Origin of the sequence: Bradyrhizobium sp. SZCCHNS1022, assembly GCF_032484835.1 — a bacterium.
Taxonomy (GTDB): domain Bacteria; phylum Pseudomonadota; class Alphaproteobacteria; order Rhizobiales; family Xanthobacteraceae; genus Bradyrhizobium.
Window position 1 is genome coordinate 60,148 of record NZ_JAUETT010000001.1, and the last position, 15,785, is coordinate 75,932.

9 protein-coding genes are annotated in these 15,785 nt (G+C 62.9%); 5 read left to right on the plus strand and 4 right to left on the minus strand.

Annotation, left to right across the window (positions count from 1 at the left end; translation table 11 throughout):
• Positions 1-468: 468 nt before the first annotated feature.
• Both QX071_RS00285 and QX071_RS00290 read right to left on the minus strand, forming a co-directional pair.
• Entirely contained in the window at positions 469-2,703 is a 2,235-nt protein-coding gene (locus QX071_RS00285; protein WP_315702833.1) for an adenylate/guanylate cyclase domain-containing protein, read from the minus strand.
• 123 nt (positions 2,704-2,826) lie between these two features.
• A complete protein-coding gene (locus QX071_RS00290; RefSeq protein ID WP_315702832.1) occupies positions 2,827-8,736 on the minus strand; it encodes a VCBS domain-containing protein in 5,910 nt (1,969 codons plus the stop codon).
• A gap of 615 nt (positions 8,737-9,351) precedes the next feature.
• On the opposite strand from QX071_RS00290, the gene QX071_RS00295 reads away from it, so the two are divergent.
• The 3 genes from QX071_RS00295 to QX071_RS00305 all read left to right on the plus strand — a co-directional run bounded on the left by QX071_RS00295 (position 9,352) and on the right by QX071_RS00305 (position 12,537).
• The gene (locus QX071_RS00295; RefSeq protein WP_315702831.1) at positions 9,352-10,134 is read left to right on the plus strand and encodes a transglutaminase-like cysteine peptidase; all 783 of its coding nucleotides are present in this window, start codon (positions 9,352-9,354) and stop codon (positions 10,132-10,134) included.
• Positions 10,135-10,264: 130 nt separating this feature from the next.
• Positions 10,265-11,014 carry an ABC transporter ATP-binding protein gene (locus QX071_RS00300; RefSeq protein ID WP_315702830.1) on the plus strand — a complete coding sequence of 250 codons (750 nt, stop codon included), beginning with the start codon at positions 10,265-10,267 and terminating at the stop codon, positions 11,012-11,014.
• Positions 11,011-12,537, plus strand: a complete 1,527-nt coding sequence (locus QX071_RS00305; protein WP_315702829.1) for a permease — start codon at positions 11,011-11,013, stop codon at positions 12,535-12,537. Before QX071_RS00300 ends, QX071_RS00305 begins: the two co-directional genes overlap by 4 nt.
• Before the next feature lie 44 nt (positions 12,538-12,581).
• Here the strand turns inward: QX071_RS00305 and QX071_RS00310 are convergent, their stop codons facing one another.
• Positions 12,582-13,520 carry an alpha/beta hydrolase gene (locus tag QX071_RS00310; RefSeq protein WP_315702828.1) on the minus strand — a complete coding sequence of 313 codons (939 nt, stop codon included), beginning with the start codon at positions 13,518-13,520 and terminating at the stop codon, positions 12,582-12,584.
• Between the two features lie 113 nt (positions 13,521-13,633).
• On the opposite strand from QX071_RS00310, the gene QX071_RS00315 reads away from it, so the two are divergent.
• A complete protein-coding gene (locus tag QX071_RS00315) occupies positions 13,634-14,446 on the plus strand; it encodes an MBL fold metallo-hydrolase (RefSeq protein ID WP_315703183.1) in 813 nt (270 codons plus the stop codon).
• Positions 14,447-14,474: 28 nt separating this feature from the next.
• On the opposite strand, the gene QX071_RS00320 is transcribed toward QX071_RS00315, so the two are convergent.
• Positions 14,475-14,924 (minus strand): cupin domain-containing protein, encoded by a 450-nt coding sequence (locus QX071_RS00320; RefSeq protein WP_315702827.1) that lies wholly within the window; start codon positions 14,922-14,924, stop codon positions 14,475-14,477.
• Positions 14,925-15,239: 315 nt separating this feature from the next.
• On the opposite strand from QX071_RS00320, the gene QX071_RS00325 reads away from it, so the two are divergent.
• Complete coding sequence (locus QX071_RS00325) at positions 15,240-15,716, plus strand: DUF4399 domain-containing protein (RefSeq protein ID WP_315702826.1); 477 nt, start codon at positions 15,240-15,242, stop codon at positions 15,714-15,716.
• The last annotated feature ends 69 nt before the right edge of the window (positions 15,717-15,785 follow it).

Here is a 15,785-nt window from a genome sequence, read left to right on the forward strand (position 1 = left end):
TGCTTCTTGTCCCGCTGTTGCAGCCAGGCAACAAACGCGAAGTGCTAGACATCTGTTCGATCGCGTTATCCCTGTACCGATCCTGCAGCGCAGCACGCATTATCGTGCCGTCAAGCTCACGGTCGTCGTGCTCGCGCTCATCAGCAAGCTCGTGGCCGTGGACGCCCAGACATCATCCAACGGACCTGCAGGTGTGATCGCCCCATCGTCATCGAAACACGATCCGGGCAAGCTGCCGCGCGCCAAGCGAAGCCTCCCGCCGCCGCACTCCACTCGCCACGCCCCGGCAGAAGGGCGCAGCACGCGCTGCCCACCCTACTCGGCTTACGTTGTCTGCAAATGATTGTCATCGCGCGGCAGCTAACAAGCGCCGCTAGGTCCGGCTTTCGAAGTTCGGCTGCGCATTGATACCGAAAATCGCCAACGAGATCCGCCGCGACCGCTGCGACATCGGAATCGGAGCACCTGTTATTTCGTCAGCAATGCGTAGGCGCCGTTCCAATCTTCCGGCGGCGGATTGATCTGGTAGTTGCGGATTCGCACTTCGTAAAGGTCGTAAAGCTTCGCCAGTTCGTCGCCATGGCTGGTCTTGCGACCGCGCGCGATCGCCGCCAGCGCCTCCTCCCAATCGCGGCTGCGATAGGCTGCCAGCGTCTCGATGGTGAGATTGCGCAGCTGCTGGAAACGTTCGGAATACATCACATCCTCGCGGCCGGTGATGGCGTAGATCACCTCCGGCTCCTTCTTGCCCTTGACCATGATGAAGTCGAGTTCGAGGATCGCGAGCCTGTCCTTGACCGCGAGTGCGGTCTTCGAGCCGACGATGATCGGAAAGCCGTATTCCTTCGACTGGCCTTCGAGGCGCGACGCCAGGTTGACGCTGTCGCCCAGCACTGAATAGTCGAAGCGGAGGTCGGAGCCGAGATTGCCGACCACGCAGGTGCCGGTATTCAGGCCGACGCCGACATTGAGTGGGATGTAGACGTGGCCGCCATGCTCGGCCTCGCTTTCACGCTCCTTGTTCAGCGCATCGACCCGCTCCAGCATGTCGAGCGCCGCTTCGCAGGCATTCAGCTGATGCTGGGGATCATCGAGCGGCGCGTTCCAGAACGCCATGATGGCATCGCCCATATATTTGTCGATCGTGCCCTTGCGGAGCAGGATCGCATTGGTGAGCGGTGTCAGGAAGCGGTTCATCAGCCGCGTCAATCCTTGCGGATCGTGCTTGTAGCTCTCCGAGATCGTGGTGAAGCCACGCACGTCGGAGAACATGATGGTCATCTCGCGCTCCTCCCCGCCGAGCACGAGCTTCTCCGGCGAATGCGCGAGCTGCTCGACCAATGCCGGCGACAGATATTGCCCGAACGCCGAACGGATCTGCCGCCGCTGGCTCTGCTCGCGCACGAAGCTCGCGAAGATCAGCGTCAGGTAGATCGCCGTGGTCGAGAACATCGGATAGGTGAAATCGATCAAGAGCCGATACTGCGTGTAGCAGTACCAGGAGATGCCGATCAGCAATGTCGCGAACACGCCGCCCGCGACGACCAGCGTGACCGCCCCGAGCTGCGGCGCGAAGCCGATGACCAGCAGCCCCAACGTCACCGCAACGAAGAACTCCGCCGCGAAGCCCCAGTTCGGCTGCCGGACGATGCCGCCGGTCAATGCGCTTTCCAGGACTTGCGCATGCACCTCCACTCCGGGCATGGCGGGCGACACCGGCGTGGTCTTGATGTCGTTGAGGCCGGTGGCGGAGGTGCCGATCAAGACCAGCTTGCCCTGGATCTTCTCCGGTGGGACGCGGCCTTCCAGCACATCGATCGCCGACACATAGATCGAGGGATCGTGCGGCGCATAATGCAGCCAGAGCTGGCCATTGGCGTCGGTTGGGATCACCAGGCCCGGGAACGACAGGCTGATAATGCCACCCTCATCCGCCTTGGTCAGGATCGTATCGGAACGGCCCGCGACCCGCAGCATCTCGAAGCTCAAGGACAGCATGACCACGCCTTGGGCCACCATGATCATCGGCACCCTGCGGATGATGCCGTCGCGCTCCGGCTTGATGGTAAACAGGCCGCGGCCGGCAGCCGCGTGCTCGATCACCGGCAGGTTGCGCAACAGCCCGGGAAAATTCCACATGAACGGCTGCGGCTCCGCGCCGCGAACCGCAAGACCGGTGACCGGCAGCGTCTTGTCGAGATTGCTCTGCACTATGGGACCGCCGGATTCGCCGAGCACGACGAGCGACTTGCGCAAGGCATCCGCGAACACCTGGTCATTCGACGGCAAGGCTCGCAGCTTGTCGCGCGTCGCTTCATCGAGATCCTGAAAGGTATCGGCAGCGATATCGGGGTTGAGCCGGTCCGGCTCGGCGAATACAGCGTCGAAAGCGATCACGACGGCACCCAGCCGCGTCAGATCGGTAACGATCTCCGCAAGCCGCGTTCGCGGCCACGGCCACTGCCCAAGCTTCGGGCTGGCAAGGCTGGCCTCATCGATATCGACGATCGTGACCGGCCTCATCGTCTTCACACGCGGCCGAAGCGCCTGGAAATTGTCAAAGGTGCGCACGCGCACTTCCTGGACCGGCGCAGGATCGGCGAGCCGCAGGGCCGCACACCCCGTCAGCAGCACGAGGCAGACCAGCCGCGCATAGCCGAACCTGCGCGCGAACCAGCGTGGCACTGCTTTCAACCGCTTCATGGGACTCCGCTGCTACGCCGCGAGGCGGCCGTGCGATCGCAAAACGACCGGCTCTTTATCCCGAAGCCGATCGCACTTGGCAACGTCTCCGGCTACGCAGGCCCGCGGAACGCTCTAGCTCCGCTAGACGATGTGGAAATCGTTCTGATGCGCCTGTAGCTGCGCCAGCGTCACGCCCTTCAGCGTGATCGTATCATGGGCCGCATCGGTGATGACGGTATCATGGCCGGAATTGGCGGAATGGGCGCCGTTCAGAACGGCCTGAACGGAGTTGAATACCGAGTGATCGAACTCGATGGTGTCGTTCCGGACGTCGAAGTCGGCGATGGTCGCGCTGCCGAAATGTGAATTGAACACGAAACTGTCGTTACCGCCTTTGCCGAAGATCGTGACCCCGCCACCAACGTCTTGGAACGTGTCGTTCTGCGCCGTACCGTAGACCGTCGACGACCCATTGCCGCTGATGGTCACCGTCAACGGCTGCAAGCCGAAGGTACCGTGCCCATCGCTGATTTTCGCGAGGTAAGTCAGCGTCAGCGTATCGCCGGGCTTCAGGAAGTCGAGATTGGCGCCACTCGGATGGTAGCTCCAATGCAGCACGTCCGATTTGCCGTCGGACACGGCACTGTCGAAGCTGACAGCGTGGGAATCGGTCAGCGCGTCGATATCGAAATCGTCCGGCAGGTGGCACGAACCATTATACTTCACGACGGCATCTCCGATCACGGAGGCCGTCAAGGTGTCGCCGACATCCTTGTCGATCACGGTGAGCGTCCCGGTGATCGCGCCGGCGAGCTTGACATGTGCATCGTGGACATAACCGGCCGATACATTGTCGAGCTCGAACGCGTCGCTGCTGCTGGTCAGCACCACCTTGTCGAAGGGCACAAGATCGTGGAACTCGACATAGCCGTTCGACGTCAAAGAGCCCTGGTTGCCATTGGCAAGCAGCGGGCTGATATCGTCGCCGGAATAGGAGGCGACCAGCTTGTTGCCGTCATAGAACGAAATGCTGTTGTAGCTATCGACCGAGCCCCAATACAGGCCGAACGTGTTCTTCGGGCTGTCGAAAGTGATGGTTTCGGCGGCGTGAGCGCCAACGCTCAGATAGTTCGTGCCGTCCTGATGGCCATCGCCGAGATAAGGCGGCACCGAGCCGGACGAGCCGCCATGAACCACTCCGGCATCGCCATAGGCCGAGAACCATGCATGCAGCGCCTCACTGTAGAAATTGCCATGACCATGCCCGTTGTTGCTCGGCGAGCCGGCCCAAACATGATCGAACGTCTCGGTTCGCAACCCATCTGTATTGGTCGTCGTACCAGTGGCAAGCACGACCGGCGAGTTGGTAAGAACGACGGTCTGAACCGGCGGATTGGTTTCGCCGACGGGCTGAGGCGCATCCTCGGAGCCGGTGATCGTGATCGTCACCGGCGTGTCGACGACACCGCCATGCCCGTCAGCGATCTCGACGGTATAGGTCAGCGTCACCGATTGACCGGCACTCAGATAGTCGAACGCCTTGTCCTGGGCCGAGAAGCTCCAGGCCTGCGATCCCGGCGCACCGTCCTTTGAATCGATCAGAGTGCCGAGCGACAGCCAGCTCGTCAGAGCAAGCTGGTCCGGCAGTCCGCTCTTGTCACCGGAAACGCTGATGCCAGTCACCTTCGCGACATGCGTATCGCTCACATCGGCATCGGTGAAGGTGATGACCCCGCTCGCCGTATCCGGCAGATCAGACCCGGTTGTACAGGCGCGTTCGGTGATGCTGCCGAGCTGTGCATCGCTGGTGATCACCGGCACATGGTCCAGCGTGATCAGCGTGCCATTATCACCATCGTTGGAGATCGCGAAGTGGACGTCGCTATAGTCTCCACCGCTCAGCGTCAGGCTTGCCTTATGGCCGTCACTGTCACTGACGGTGAGGATGCCGGTCTTTGAATCATAGGTCGCCGTGGGATTGTCATCGAACTCGATGCCCGTGAGATCGATCTTGTCGGATACGGCGAGACTTTCGATCTTGCCGTCGAAGCTGGTGCCGCCGAGCACGAGCATGCCGCCCGGCTCACCGAACGTGATCGCCTGCGTGCTCGAACCGTCGAGCGCGAGCGTCGCTCCGGCGTCGACGATGACGTGACCCGTTCCCGAGATCGAGCCGGTAACCTCGAACGTGCCGCCCGTGATCTCGATCGTGCCATAGTTGATGACCGTGCCGCTGAAGCTGCTGTGCCCGCTCACATCCACGGTCCCCGACACCTGGAAGATGCCGTCGCCGTTGATGTCTGTGCCGATCAGTTTGAAGGTTGCTCCCTCGTCGACCGTGAGAGCGCCGAAATTGCCCACATGAACGCCTGCGAGGGTCGCTCCGGCTCCCGCGATCTCGAGCGTGCCCACGATGCCGACGGTAACGAGTCCGCCCGTGATGGTCGTATTGCCATCAAGAACGAGAGTCGATGGTACCGGCGCATTACCCTCGTCGTCGACGATGATCGTGCCTTGGCTGTTGTCGAGGCTGACATTGTCGAAGGTCGTGGCGGCATCGGTCTCGATATGGACCGTGCCCGCATTGACAAGGTGTCCACCCGCAACGGTGCTGTGCTCCAGCACCAGCAGTGCGGCATGTTCGACTCTTACAGCGCCGGCATTGTCGACCCCGACGTGCGAGAGCGTGGCGCCGGCAGCGGCAATATCGAGCACATCGCCATGACCGATCGCGATGTCAGTGCCGGCGACGATCGCACCGCCCTGAAGCGTCAGGCTGACCGGCGACCACGGCCCCTCAGACGAGCTTTGTTGCGCCTGACTGACGAGTTCGGTCTGGCCAGACTGGCCATAGGACGTGGCCACCATACCGACCAGGAGGTCGCCACCGTCGAGCGTAGCGCCATCGATCGTGCTGTCGCCAGTCACGGAAATGACGCCGTTATTGTGCACTGTGCCGCTGGCGATCGCCGTATCGGCAAGCGCCAGTGCGCCAAAAACAGCGATGGTGAGGCCCGCAGCTTCATCGTTGCTGACGGTCTCACCCGCCAGCAGATTGCCCCAACCGGCGACGGTCACCGCGCCATGATTTTCTAATGTACCGCCGATCAGGGCGGCGTAGCCGGTGAGAGCGACGGTCCCGGCGTTCGTAAGTTGGCCGCCGGTGATACCGGCATGGTTCAGCGCGAGCTTTGCCGATTGATCGACCGCGATGGCTCCGCCGCGATTGTCGATCGACGTGCCCTGATCGAGGATCAGTCCACCGCCGATCAAGAGCTCGAGCTTGCCGCTGCTCGTGACGACTTCGCCATGGAGCATATTGCCGAAGCCGGAGACCACAATGCTGCCCGAGCTATCCAGCTCACCATCAGACAGGACCGCGCCGTCTTGCAACTTCAGCACGCCGTCACTGGGCTGATCTGACGATGCAACGCCGAAGTTTCGGACCGCGCCGACGCCATCGATCGCGATGGTGCCACCCGCGATGCTTCCACCGTTGAGCGCAAGCATGCCGCCGAGATCGACCTGGATCAGCCCGGCGCCAGTCTCGTTCGCATTCACGAGATCGCCCAGAACCGTCAGAGCGCCGGAGACCAGTTCGATCGTGCCGGTATTGGCGATGCTGGCATCGGCGCCGAATGCACCGCCGTCGGCGAGCCGCAGGGTGCCTGCATTGTTCAGCACGCTCTGGTCCGAAAATTCGGCTTGGCCGCTGACGCTGATCGTGGCGCCCACGAAGTTGGTGACGCGTGCATCAGCCTTGACGGTGAGGGTCCCGCCGATCGTGAGCGTGCTGAGATTAACGAGCTCCGGCGTGCTGCCGCCGCCGTAATCGTTCATCGTCACCGACTTGGCAAAAGCTGCCGTGTCGATGGTGACCGGGAAGGCCGGAGTGAGGCCACGCAGCTGATCGGTCACGATAACAACGTCATCGTTGGCGGTCGGCGCGTGCCCGGTCTCCCAGTTTGCACCGTCGCGCCACAACAAAAGCGGCGCCGCTCTGCTCTCCCCGTTGCCTCCGCTCGTCGTTGCGATCCAGACCACGGCCGGCTCGTCGGTGCCGGTGATAGTCACCGTCACAGCCTGCTGTGTGGTCGCACCCTGCGAATCCGTGATCGCCACGGTGTAAGTCAGCGTCACCTTCTGGCCGGCCGGGATGAAATCGGCGGCGTAGGCAGGGAGATTCGCCAGACTCCAGTTCACGGTTCCGCTGCTGGTCCCCGTGCTGTCGGTCGCAACCGACGCCGTGAGCGCTTTGTTGAACAGGTCCCAGAGCGCTTGCGGAATACTGCCCTGTTGCGGAGACGTCAGCGCGACGGAAACGGTGTGGGTATCGGTGAGATCCACATCCGTGAAGCTGAGAACTCCCGATGTCGGATCGCTCGAGGTCAGCGGACCACCGGGCACGCTGGTCCCGCCGGAAAACGCAATGCTCTGCGCACCGGTGGTAATGACGGGCTTGTCGTTGGTCCCGGTCACCGTGATGGTGATGGGGATCTCGGCATATTCGTTGCTTGGCGCGAAATTGTTGTCGACGCGCACCATGTAAGTGAGCGTCAGGGTCTCTCCGGCCGCGAGGAAGTCGAACGCGTTGTCGGCAACGCTGTAAGTCCACGTGGCGGTCCCATAATTCTTGTGATTGGGATCCTGCGCGACGGTGATGTCGATCGCAGTCGCGGCAATGTCCCGAAGCTGCAACGCATTCAGGGAGAGATTGGCGTGCTGCGCATTCTGATAGCTGAAAGACTTGAAGCTCACCGAGACGGACGGCCGGTCGCCCGCGTTGACGTCGGCATAGTTGACCGCACCCTTGACGGTGTCGAATTCGGCGCCGTCTGACGTCTTCCCCGGACGTTCGGTCAGCGCGAAGGTGGCGGCTGGCCTCCCCGCGTCGTCGAGCACCACCGCGTTCGGCTTGCCCGGCATGTGAGACGGGGGGTTAAAGTTGGAGAACGTTTCGAATTGCGACGTGCTGCTGCCGGCATTCGTAACGTAGTAGGTCGGGACCGCCGTTGATCCGTCAGCCAACTTCAGCGGGGTCGTGCTCTCCAACACGCCGACGTCAGTGAAATGCGTAGTCGATTTCGGATTGCTGTTATCGGAGAACTTCAGCGAGAAGACGTCCGTGATCAGCTTCTGGACGTCCGGCGGCAGCCCCGAATCTGTCTGCGTGACGATACCGTTGCTGATATTGATTTGATGTCCGGCCTGATTGACCACCGCAATCGGCTGCAGCGTGACCTTGTCGAACAGAACGTACGAGCCGGTCGTGCCGTCCGGCTCGACAAGCACCTGGAACTTGGCGTCCGGCGTTCCGCTCTGACCGGGCACCGTGAAATCGATCTGGACCAGGACGGCCGTGCCGCGAATGCCCATGGTGGCGACGGGCGTATCGACCTTCATGTCGCCGTGCTTCGCAGTGGCGCCCGCGACGAAGGAAATCGTCCCCGCGACCAGACTCATCAGCGAGGAATTGTTCGACCCGTTTGGGTCGTAGACCATCTCGTTGAGCACCATGCGCGCGTTGGACGCGAGGCCGAACACGGTGCCATCGATGAAGGTGATGCCGAGGGTAGAATCCGAGCCCGATTGGACGACGTCGCCTTTTTCGACGTTATCGCCCTGGTGCAGGATGATGGAGACGCCGTTGCGGATGGCTGTAGCAGTGCCCTGCAATTTGGTGACATGACCGATCACTTGACCGGTCACTTGGCCGGCTGCCGGCGTGCCGCCGGCCTGACTGACCTGGACCGAGCCGGTCAACGTGCTGACGAGATCACCGCTGAGGTGGGCACCGTCGGGCGAGGCCAGGGGTGCGCGCTTTTCTCCCTTGAAATAGTCATGCAGCACCAGCTCCCGCCCGTCGCCGGAAAGGATCAGGTCGGCGCCCGAACGCTTGAAATCAGCATTGAACAGGAAGTGGGCGTCAGGAACGACGATCGCATCGGACGGGGCGTGCGCGGGCGGTGCATCGAGACGCACGCTTTCCCTGGTGTGTTCGCCAAGGCCTTTGGAAAAATGCGTGGCGTCGGACGTGCCGGCGTAATTCACGGGGCCACCAGAAATGGTTAATAATTACATGACAATCAAAGCTCAAAGCTGCATATCACCAGCGTTTGGCTCGCGGAACCATCTTCAGCTTGTGCCGCATCGGACCAGCAACGCCGCCATAGCCGTACTTTGTCCGTATTTCGCTAGAGTAACTCACTATTCCTTCCACTTACGCGACGTTGGCGCTGAATATTTTCAGGTAACGATTTGAAATCGACCAGCACTCGCCAATATTTTGACCGATCAAAATACTTGAAACGACTTCATCTTGCGAATTTCTGCATTCTTATGAGTGATTTTCCGCCGCAAAACTGTGAACTGGCTTACAGTTAATAAAACTGATCAAGTTAGCTATTTCTGCAAAATGCCGCGCCGTTACAACCACCAGACGAGCAACAGCCTGCATGCGTCGGTATAAGGAGGTGGCTCATTGCTGATCCGCCGCATTCTGTGGACTGTGGCAACCGGCGATTCAGCTTGATCGCAGCTTTCCGTCTTCGAAAGGCCAGCCTTTAAGCGGGCCAAAATTGCCGCCCGTCATCATCGCTCCCCGAAATGAACCGGTCAGGTCCCGCGTAACCGAGCGCGCACCGCGGCCGGATATGGGGGTGTCGGATGACTGTTCTGGCTCGCGTCCGCGCGCCGATCGCGGTGCTTGTGGGCGTCGTGTTGTGGGCCTGCGGAACGGCGAACCTGTTCGCCGGCCCGATCGGACAACCGGGTGGGCTCGCCGATGTCGCTCCTTTTCCATTGGAGCCCTTCGGCCTCGACAAGGCTGAAATCCTCGACGGACCGCTGCAGGACAAATGGCTGAAGCTGATGCGTCAGCTCGCCGACGAACAGGTGCAGCTTGCACTTTGCGATGGCGACCGCGATCGCTGCGTCTCGCCTGCCGCCCTGCGCTTCCTTGCCATTGTCGACCAGGGCCGCATCCGCGAAGGGCGCGCCCGCTTCGGCGAAATCAACCGTGCCATCAATCTCGCGATCAAGCCGGCGAGCGACTTGGCCGAATATGGCGAAGAGGACGTCTGGAGCCCTCCGATCGAGACTTTCGTTCACGGTGCCGGCGATTGCGAAGACTATGCGATCGCCAAATATGCCGCTCTGCGCTTGGCTGGGATAGAGTCGGATGACCTCCGGATCGTCATCATGCGGGACACCCTCAGTGGCGAAGATCATGCGATCGCCGCGGCACGGTTGGACGGCCACTGGCTGATGCTCGACAACCAGCGCATGGCGATGGTCGAGGACGCCGATGCCAGGAATGTCCGTCCGCTGTTCGTGATCGACGATGGCGGCATTGCGAAATACACAGACATGCCGCTGGTCGCACAGGCCGAATTGCCCGATGGCGCAGCATCGATCGCCCTGCCCCTCAGACTGGCCGTGCTGGATTAGTCCGACGTGTTTCCTCCGCAGGAGGCCAGGGTACCGGCCTTCTCGCAGCCTGACTTGGACGCGAGGATATCCGCCGAAACGTCTTCGGTCCGAGCCTACCGATGCGAACTCAATGGGATCGCCTGCCATCATGACATCGGACTCCGCAGCCCTCGCGGTGCGAGGATTGACCAAATGCTTTGACCGCCCGGCAGTGGACGGGCTCGATCTTTCGGTACGAGGTGGCGAGTTCTATGCGCTCGTCGGCCCGAACGGCGCCGGCAAGACCACTACCTTGCGCATGGTGGCCGGGCTGCTGCGGCCCGATTCCGGGGAGGTCGAGATTTTCGGCATCGACGCGCTCCGCGATCCCATCGCGGCCAAGCAGGTGATGGCGTGGGTCTCCGACGAGCCGATGATCTACGACAAGCTGACGCCGCTGGAATATCTCGAATTCGTCGCCGGACTCTGGGGCATCGACCCCACGACCGCGGGCCCGAGGGCGCATGAGCTTCTGGTCTCGCTGGGCCTGGAACGGCACCTGCACGAGCGTTGCGAAGGCTTTTCAAAGGGCATGCGCCAGAAGGTGGCGCTTGCCGGCGCCCTGGTCCACGATCCCCGCCTGATTATTCTGGACGAGCCGCTCACCGGACTGGACGCCGTGTCCGCCCGTCATGTGAAGGGGCTGCTGGCCGAGCGCGTGCGCCGGGGCGGGACCGTGATCATGACTACGCATATCCTCGAGGTCGCTGAGCGGATGGCCGACCGGATTGGGGTGATCGCGGCCGGACGCCTGGTTGCCGAAGGGACGCTGACCGAGTTGCGTCAGCAGAACGGCCGCACCGATACCAGCCTCGAAGAGCTGTTCATCGCCCTGGTCGACGTCGAGGCGGCTGCATGACACGGGCGACAACGCTCGCCTGGTTCGCCCGCCACGAGCTACGGCTGGCCTGGCGCGAATGGCTCGCCATGATCACCGCCGGCCGCCAGCGGCGGGCGCGTGTTGCCCTGATCGCCCTGCTGTTCTTCGGCATCATCCTGCACCTGCCGGCCTGGGCCGTGGTCGGCCGCTATGCGGATCTGAAGCCGCCGCTCGACAAGACCGCACTGATCGTGATCACGGCCACCGTGCTGCTGTCCTGGGCCTTGATGCTCTCGCAGGCGATCGAGTCCGTCACCCGCGTGTTTTACGCCCGCGCGGACCTCGATCTCATCATGTCCTCGCCGGTTCGCCTGCCCGAGATATTTTCGGTGCGGATCGCCGCGATCGCTCTATCAGTCACCAGCATGGCCCTGTTGCTGGCGACTCCGTTCGTCGATGTGCTGCTGCTCGAGGGCGGCATGCGCTGGCTTTCTGCCTTCGTCGTCGTGGCCGCGGTCGGCCTCTCTGCCGCCGCACTGGCGATCGCGATCACGATCCTGCTGTTCCGCCTGATCGGCCCGGCGCGCACACGCCTGGTGGCGCAGATTCTGGCTGCCGTGATCGGCGCGGGCTTCGTCATCCTGCTGCAGATCGCCGCCATCGTCTCCTATGGCACACTGTCCCGCTTTGCCATCCTGACCTCCGACGCCGCAGCCGCGATCGCTCCGGATCCCGGCAGCTTCATCTGGCTGCCGGCGCGCGCGGTGGCCGGCGACGTCGGCGCCCTTCTGTGGCTGCTCGCGGCGAGCCTGCTTCTGCTCGGCATCGTGATGGCGATCCTCTCGCCGCGCTTTGCCGACACTGCGATCAGCGCAGCCGCGCAAGGGGTCGCAAGCCGGGCGGGCGCGCGGGTCCGGACCTTTCGCGGCGGCTCGCGTCAGCAGGCGCTGCGTCGCAAGGAATTCATGCTGCTCAAGCGCGACCCATGGCTGATCTCGCAGACATTGATGCAGCTGCTCTATCTGGTGCCGCCGGCACTGCTGTTGTGGCGCAGCTATTCCGACAGCTCCACCGCGATCGTTCTGATCACGCCCGTCATCGTGATGGCGGCAGGCCAACTCGCCGGCGGGCTTGCCTGGCTGACCATCTCCGGCGAGGACGCGCCGGAGTTCGTCGCCACCGCCCCGTTAGCAGCCGCGCGCGTCGTTCGCGCCAAGATCGAGGTGGTGCTGATCGCGATCGCCGTCATCTTTGCCCCGTTGCTGGCGGCCTTGGCCTGGCTCGCGCCCTGGCAGGCCACGGTGACCGGCTGCGGCGTGCTCGCTGCAACCATCTCCTCGACCGCAATCCAGCTCTGGTTCAGGGTGCAGGCACGGCGCAGCCAATTCCGCCGCCGCCAGACCTCGTCGCGTCTCGCCACCTTCGCCGAAGCCTTTTCCTCGATCGGCTGGGCCGCGACCGCAGCGTTGATACTGATTCTTCCTGGAGCCGGGCTGATTTGCGGCGCGATGACCGCAGGGTTGCTGGGAGCGACCTGGAAGCTCAGCCCAAAGCCGACCTGACCAGAACGAGACTGATCAAGGCGAGATCGATCGAGGCGACCAGATCATCCCTTGGCCAGTTCGAGCACGGCTGCCGCAAACGCCTCAGGCTCCTCCTGCGGAAGATTATGACCGGCGCGCGGGATCACGCGATGGGCGCGGCGGTCGGCAAAGCGCGCCGCCTGCGCCGTTCCATCCGTTGCCGGAGACACGCCGTCGCCGGCGGGATCGAGCGTGATCGTCGGTACTTCGATGACCGGTTGTGCCGCCAGTCTGCGCTCGATCTCGGCATAACGCGGATCGCCTGCAGCCAAGCCGTAGCGATGGCGATAGCTGTGGATCACGATATCGACGTAGTCGGGATTGTCGAACGCCACCGCCGTGCGATCGAAGGTCTCGTCGTCGAAGGCCCAGTTGGGCGACCACAGCGCCCACAGGGTGCGCGCGATCTCGCGCCGATTGGCCGCAAGCCCGGCGCGGCCGCGTTCGATCTGGAAGTACCATTGGTACCAATAACCGACCTCGCGCGCGACGGGCGCGGGGCGCATCGCTCTTGCGATATCCTGGATCAAATAGCCGTTGACCGAGACCAGCCCGGTGCAGCGCTCCGGCCACAGCGCAGCGCCCACGCAGGCCGCGCGGCCGCCCCAATCGTAGCCCGCAAACACCGCGCGCGGAATCGCCAGCGCATCCATCAGCGCGATCAGGTCGGCACCGATGGCCGCCTGTTCGCCGGAGCGTGGCGCAGCCGCCTCCCGGAAGCGGGTCGGACCGTAGCCGCGGAGATAGGGCACGACGACGCGGCATCCCTCAGCAGCCAACAGGGGCGCGACATCGACATAGGAGTGGATGTCATAGGGGAAGCCGTGCAGCAGCAGCACGGCGGGACCGTCAGCAGGGCCAGCCTCATGATACGCAACGCTGAGCACACCGGCGTCGATCTGCCGGATCGGCCCCAATCGCGTAGACGACGACGCCCGCCCCATCCCCGGCTGACCGCTCATCCGATGCTCCTATTGCCTTCGTTGCCTACGCCTCTGACAAGCTCTTGATGTCATCAGCGTAGTGCGTTCCTGCAAGGAGCGCTACAGTGCATCGTTCGTCCGAGAGGATCGCTATGCTGCGCGCGCTGTCGGCCCTGCTTTCACTGCTCATGATGGGTGCTGCCGCCTTCGCCCAGCAGGCGCCGCGCAGCAGCGAGTGTCTGGCGATGGCGGGCGGACCGCGCGCGGTGCCCGTCAGCCTGCGGCGCGCGGCGGCGGACACGGGCGAGGTGACGATCACCTATGCCGGCCACTCGACCTATTTCATCGACACGCCCGGCGGCGTCCGCATCGCGACCGATTATAGCGGTGCCTATCAGGTCGGCCGCCTGCCCGACGTCGTCACGATGAATCGGGCGCACTCCACACACTATACGCTAGCACCGGATCCGCGCATCCCGCATGTGCTGCACGGCTGGGGCGAAGACGGCAAGAAGGCGGAGATCTTCGAGCGCATCGGTGATGTCCTGATCCGCAACGTCACGACGGACATCCGCCGCTATTATGGCGACACGAGCGGTCTCGACATGATCAAGGACGGCAACTCGATCTTCATCTTCGAGGTTGCCGGCCTCTGCATCGGCCATCTCGGCCACCTCCACGTCAAGCTCGACGAGACGCATTTCGCTGCGATCGGCCGCCTCGACATCGTGATGGTGCCGATCGACGGCACCTATACGATGTCGCTCGACGGCATCTCGGAGATCACCAAGCGGCTGCGCGCCTCCGTCGTGCTGCCGATGCACCGGTTCGCGACACCGCTCGACGACTTCATGCGCAGGATCGGCCAGGAGTTCGAGATCGACCGCCGCAGCGAGCGGACGTTGAAGATCTCCCGCGAGTCGCTGCCCGCAACGCCGACCGTGATCATCCTCGACGGGGTGTGAACCGGCGCGCCGTCCGCTGCCTGCAGGCCTAGGCTTCGGCCAGGCTCGAGCCGCGGCGGCCGTTCGGCGCGGTGAGCATGCGCTTCAGCTTGTTGATCGCGCGCCCGGCGAGGCCCACCAGATAAGGCTGCGTCTTCTGGCAGTAGGCGAGCTTCTTGACATGGCCTTCGACATGCCATCTGGCATGTGCGCCGTCCCTGAAGAAGATCACATCGCCCGGGCCATAGCGCTTCGGCGCCATATCCGCACTCTCCAGCACGATCGAGCCTTCCAGGATCAGGATGGTCTCGTCGAAATCATAATGCCAATTGAACTTGCCCTCGGTGCAGTGCCAGACGATGGCGCAGCCGATGCCATCGGAGCTGTATGCCACCGTGCAGGAGGTCGCCTGCGGGTTGCCTTCGATGATCCAGGAGGGCTCGATCGGCGCAGGCTTCAGATCGACGTTCAGATTGGCGGTTTCAATGAAAGGGCGCATCAAGACCTCAAAGGACAATGGGAATGAAATGACCGGCCGGAGAATGCGGCCGGATCAGCAACAATTAGACACATGCGATTAAGGCCGGCTTACGTCATCGGCTAAAATGCGGCGCATTGGCCGCGACCAGCCGCCGCATCACGCAATCTCAATTTCGACACGGCCGCGCAGCCGCCACAATTTATCCGTGACTACGCCGCACCAAGCCGTCCTACTCCATGCTGCGGCGCGAGCGATGGTCGGCACGGGATCATGGCTGCGTCACGGATCTCGCTTAATGATTTGCTTTCCATTCGCCAATGAAGGACTCGCGCAATGCGACGAATGACACTCGCGCTCGCCATGGTGCTCTCGACCGCCACGATTGCCAGTGCCGGTGAGACGCCGGCGCCCGAGGGAGCCAAGGCTTATTTCATCAATCTGAAGGACGGCGACACGGTGACCTCGCCGGTCCTGATCCGGTTCGGCCTGTCGGCGATGGGCATCGCGCCGGCCGGCACCGAGGCGCCGAATACCGGCCACCATCACCTCTTCATCGATGCGCCGCCGCTCGAAGGCGACGCGCTCAATGAAGCCATTCCGATGGACGAGCATCATGTGCACTTCGGCAAAGGCCAGACCGAAGCCTCGGTCAAGCTGTCACCGGGCAAGCATACTTTGCAGCTCGTGCTCGGCGACTGGAGCCACATTGCGCACAAGACGCCGGTGATGTCCGAGCGGATCACAGTCACGGTCGAAGGCACCGAGGCTGCCAGCGCCAAGCCGACCGAAGCGGCGAGCACCAAGCAATAAGGCCGCGTCGCGCGATCCTGCTTGTGCGGAACCATTTCAGCCGCAGTGCAGGGCCGGACTGAGGTTCAA

What these genes read in the sequence shown, in the direction of transcription:
- QX071_RS00285 (WP_315702833.1), bottom strand. Translation starts at nt 2,703, where the DNA reads ATGAAGCGGTTGAAAGCAGTGCCACGCTGGTTCGCGCGCAGGTTCGGC.
- QX071_RS00295 (WP_315702831.1), top strand. Translation starts at nt 9,352, where the DNA reads ATGACTGTTCTGGCTCGCGTCCGCGCGCCGATCGCGGTGCTTGTGGGC.
- QX071_RS00300 (WP_315702830.1), top strand. Translation starts at nt 10,265, where the DNA reads ATGACATCGGACTCCGCAGCCCTCGCGGTGCGAGGATTGACCAAATGC.
- QX071_RS00305 (WP_315702829.1), top strand. Translation starts at nt 11,011, where the DNA reads ATGACACGGGCGACAACGCTCGCCTGGTTCGCCCGCCACGAGCTACGG.
- QX071_RS00310 (WP_315702828.1), bottom strand. Translation starts at nt 13,520, where the DNA reads ATGAGCGGTCAGCCGGGGATGGGGCGGGCGTCGTCGTCTACGCGATTG.
- QX071_RS00315 (WP_315703183.1), top strand. Translation starts at nt 13,634, where the DNA reads ATGCTGCGCGCGCTGTCGGCCCTGCTTTCACTGCTCATGATGGGTGCT.
- QX071_RS00320 (WP_315702827.1), bottom strand. Translation starts at nt 14,924, where the DNA reads ATGCGCCCTTTCATTGAAACCGCCAATCTGAACGTCGATCTGAAGCCT.
- QX071_RS00325 (WP_315702826.1), top strand. Translation starts at nt 15,240, where the DNA reads ATGCGACGAATGACACTCGCGCTCGCCATGGTGCTCTCGACCGCCACG.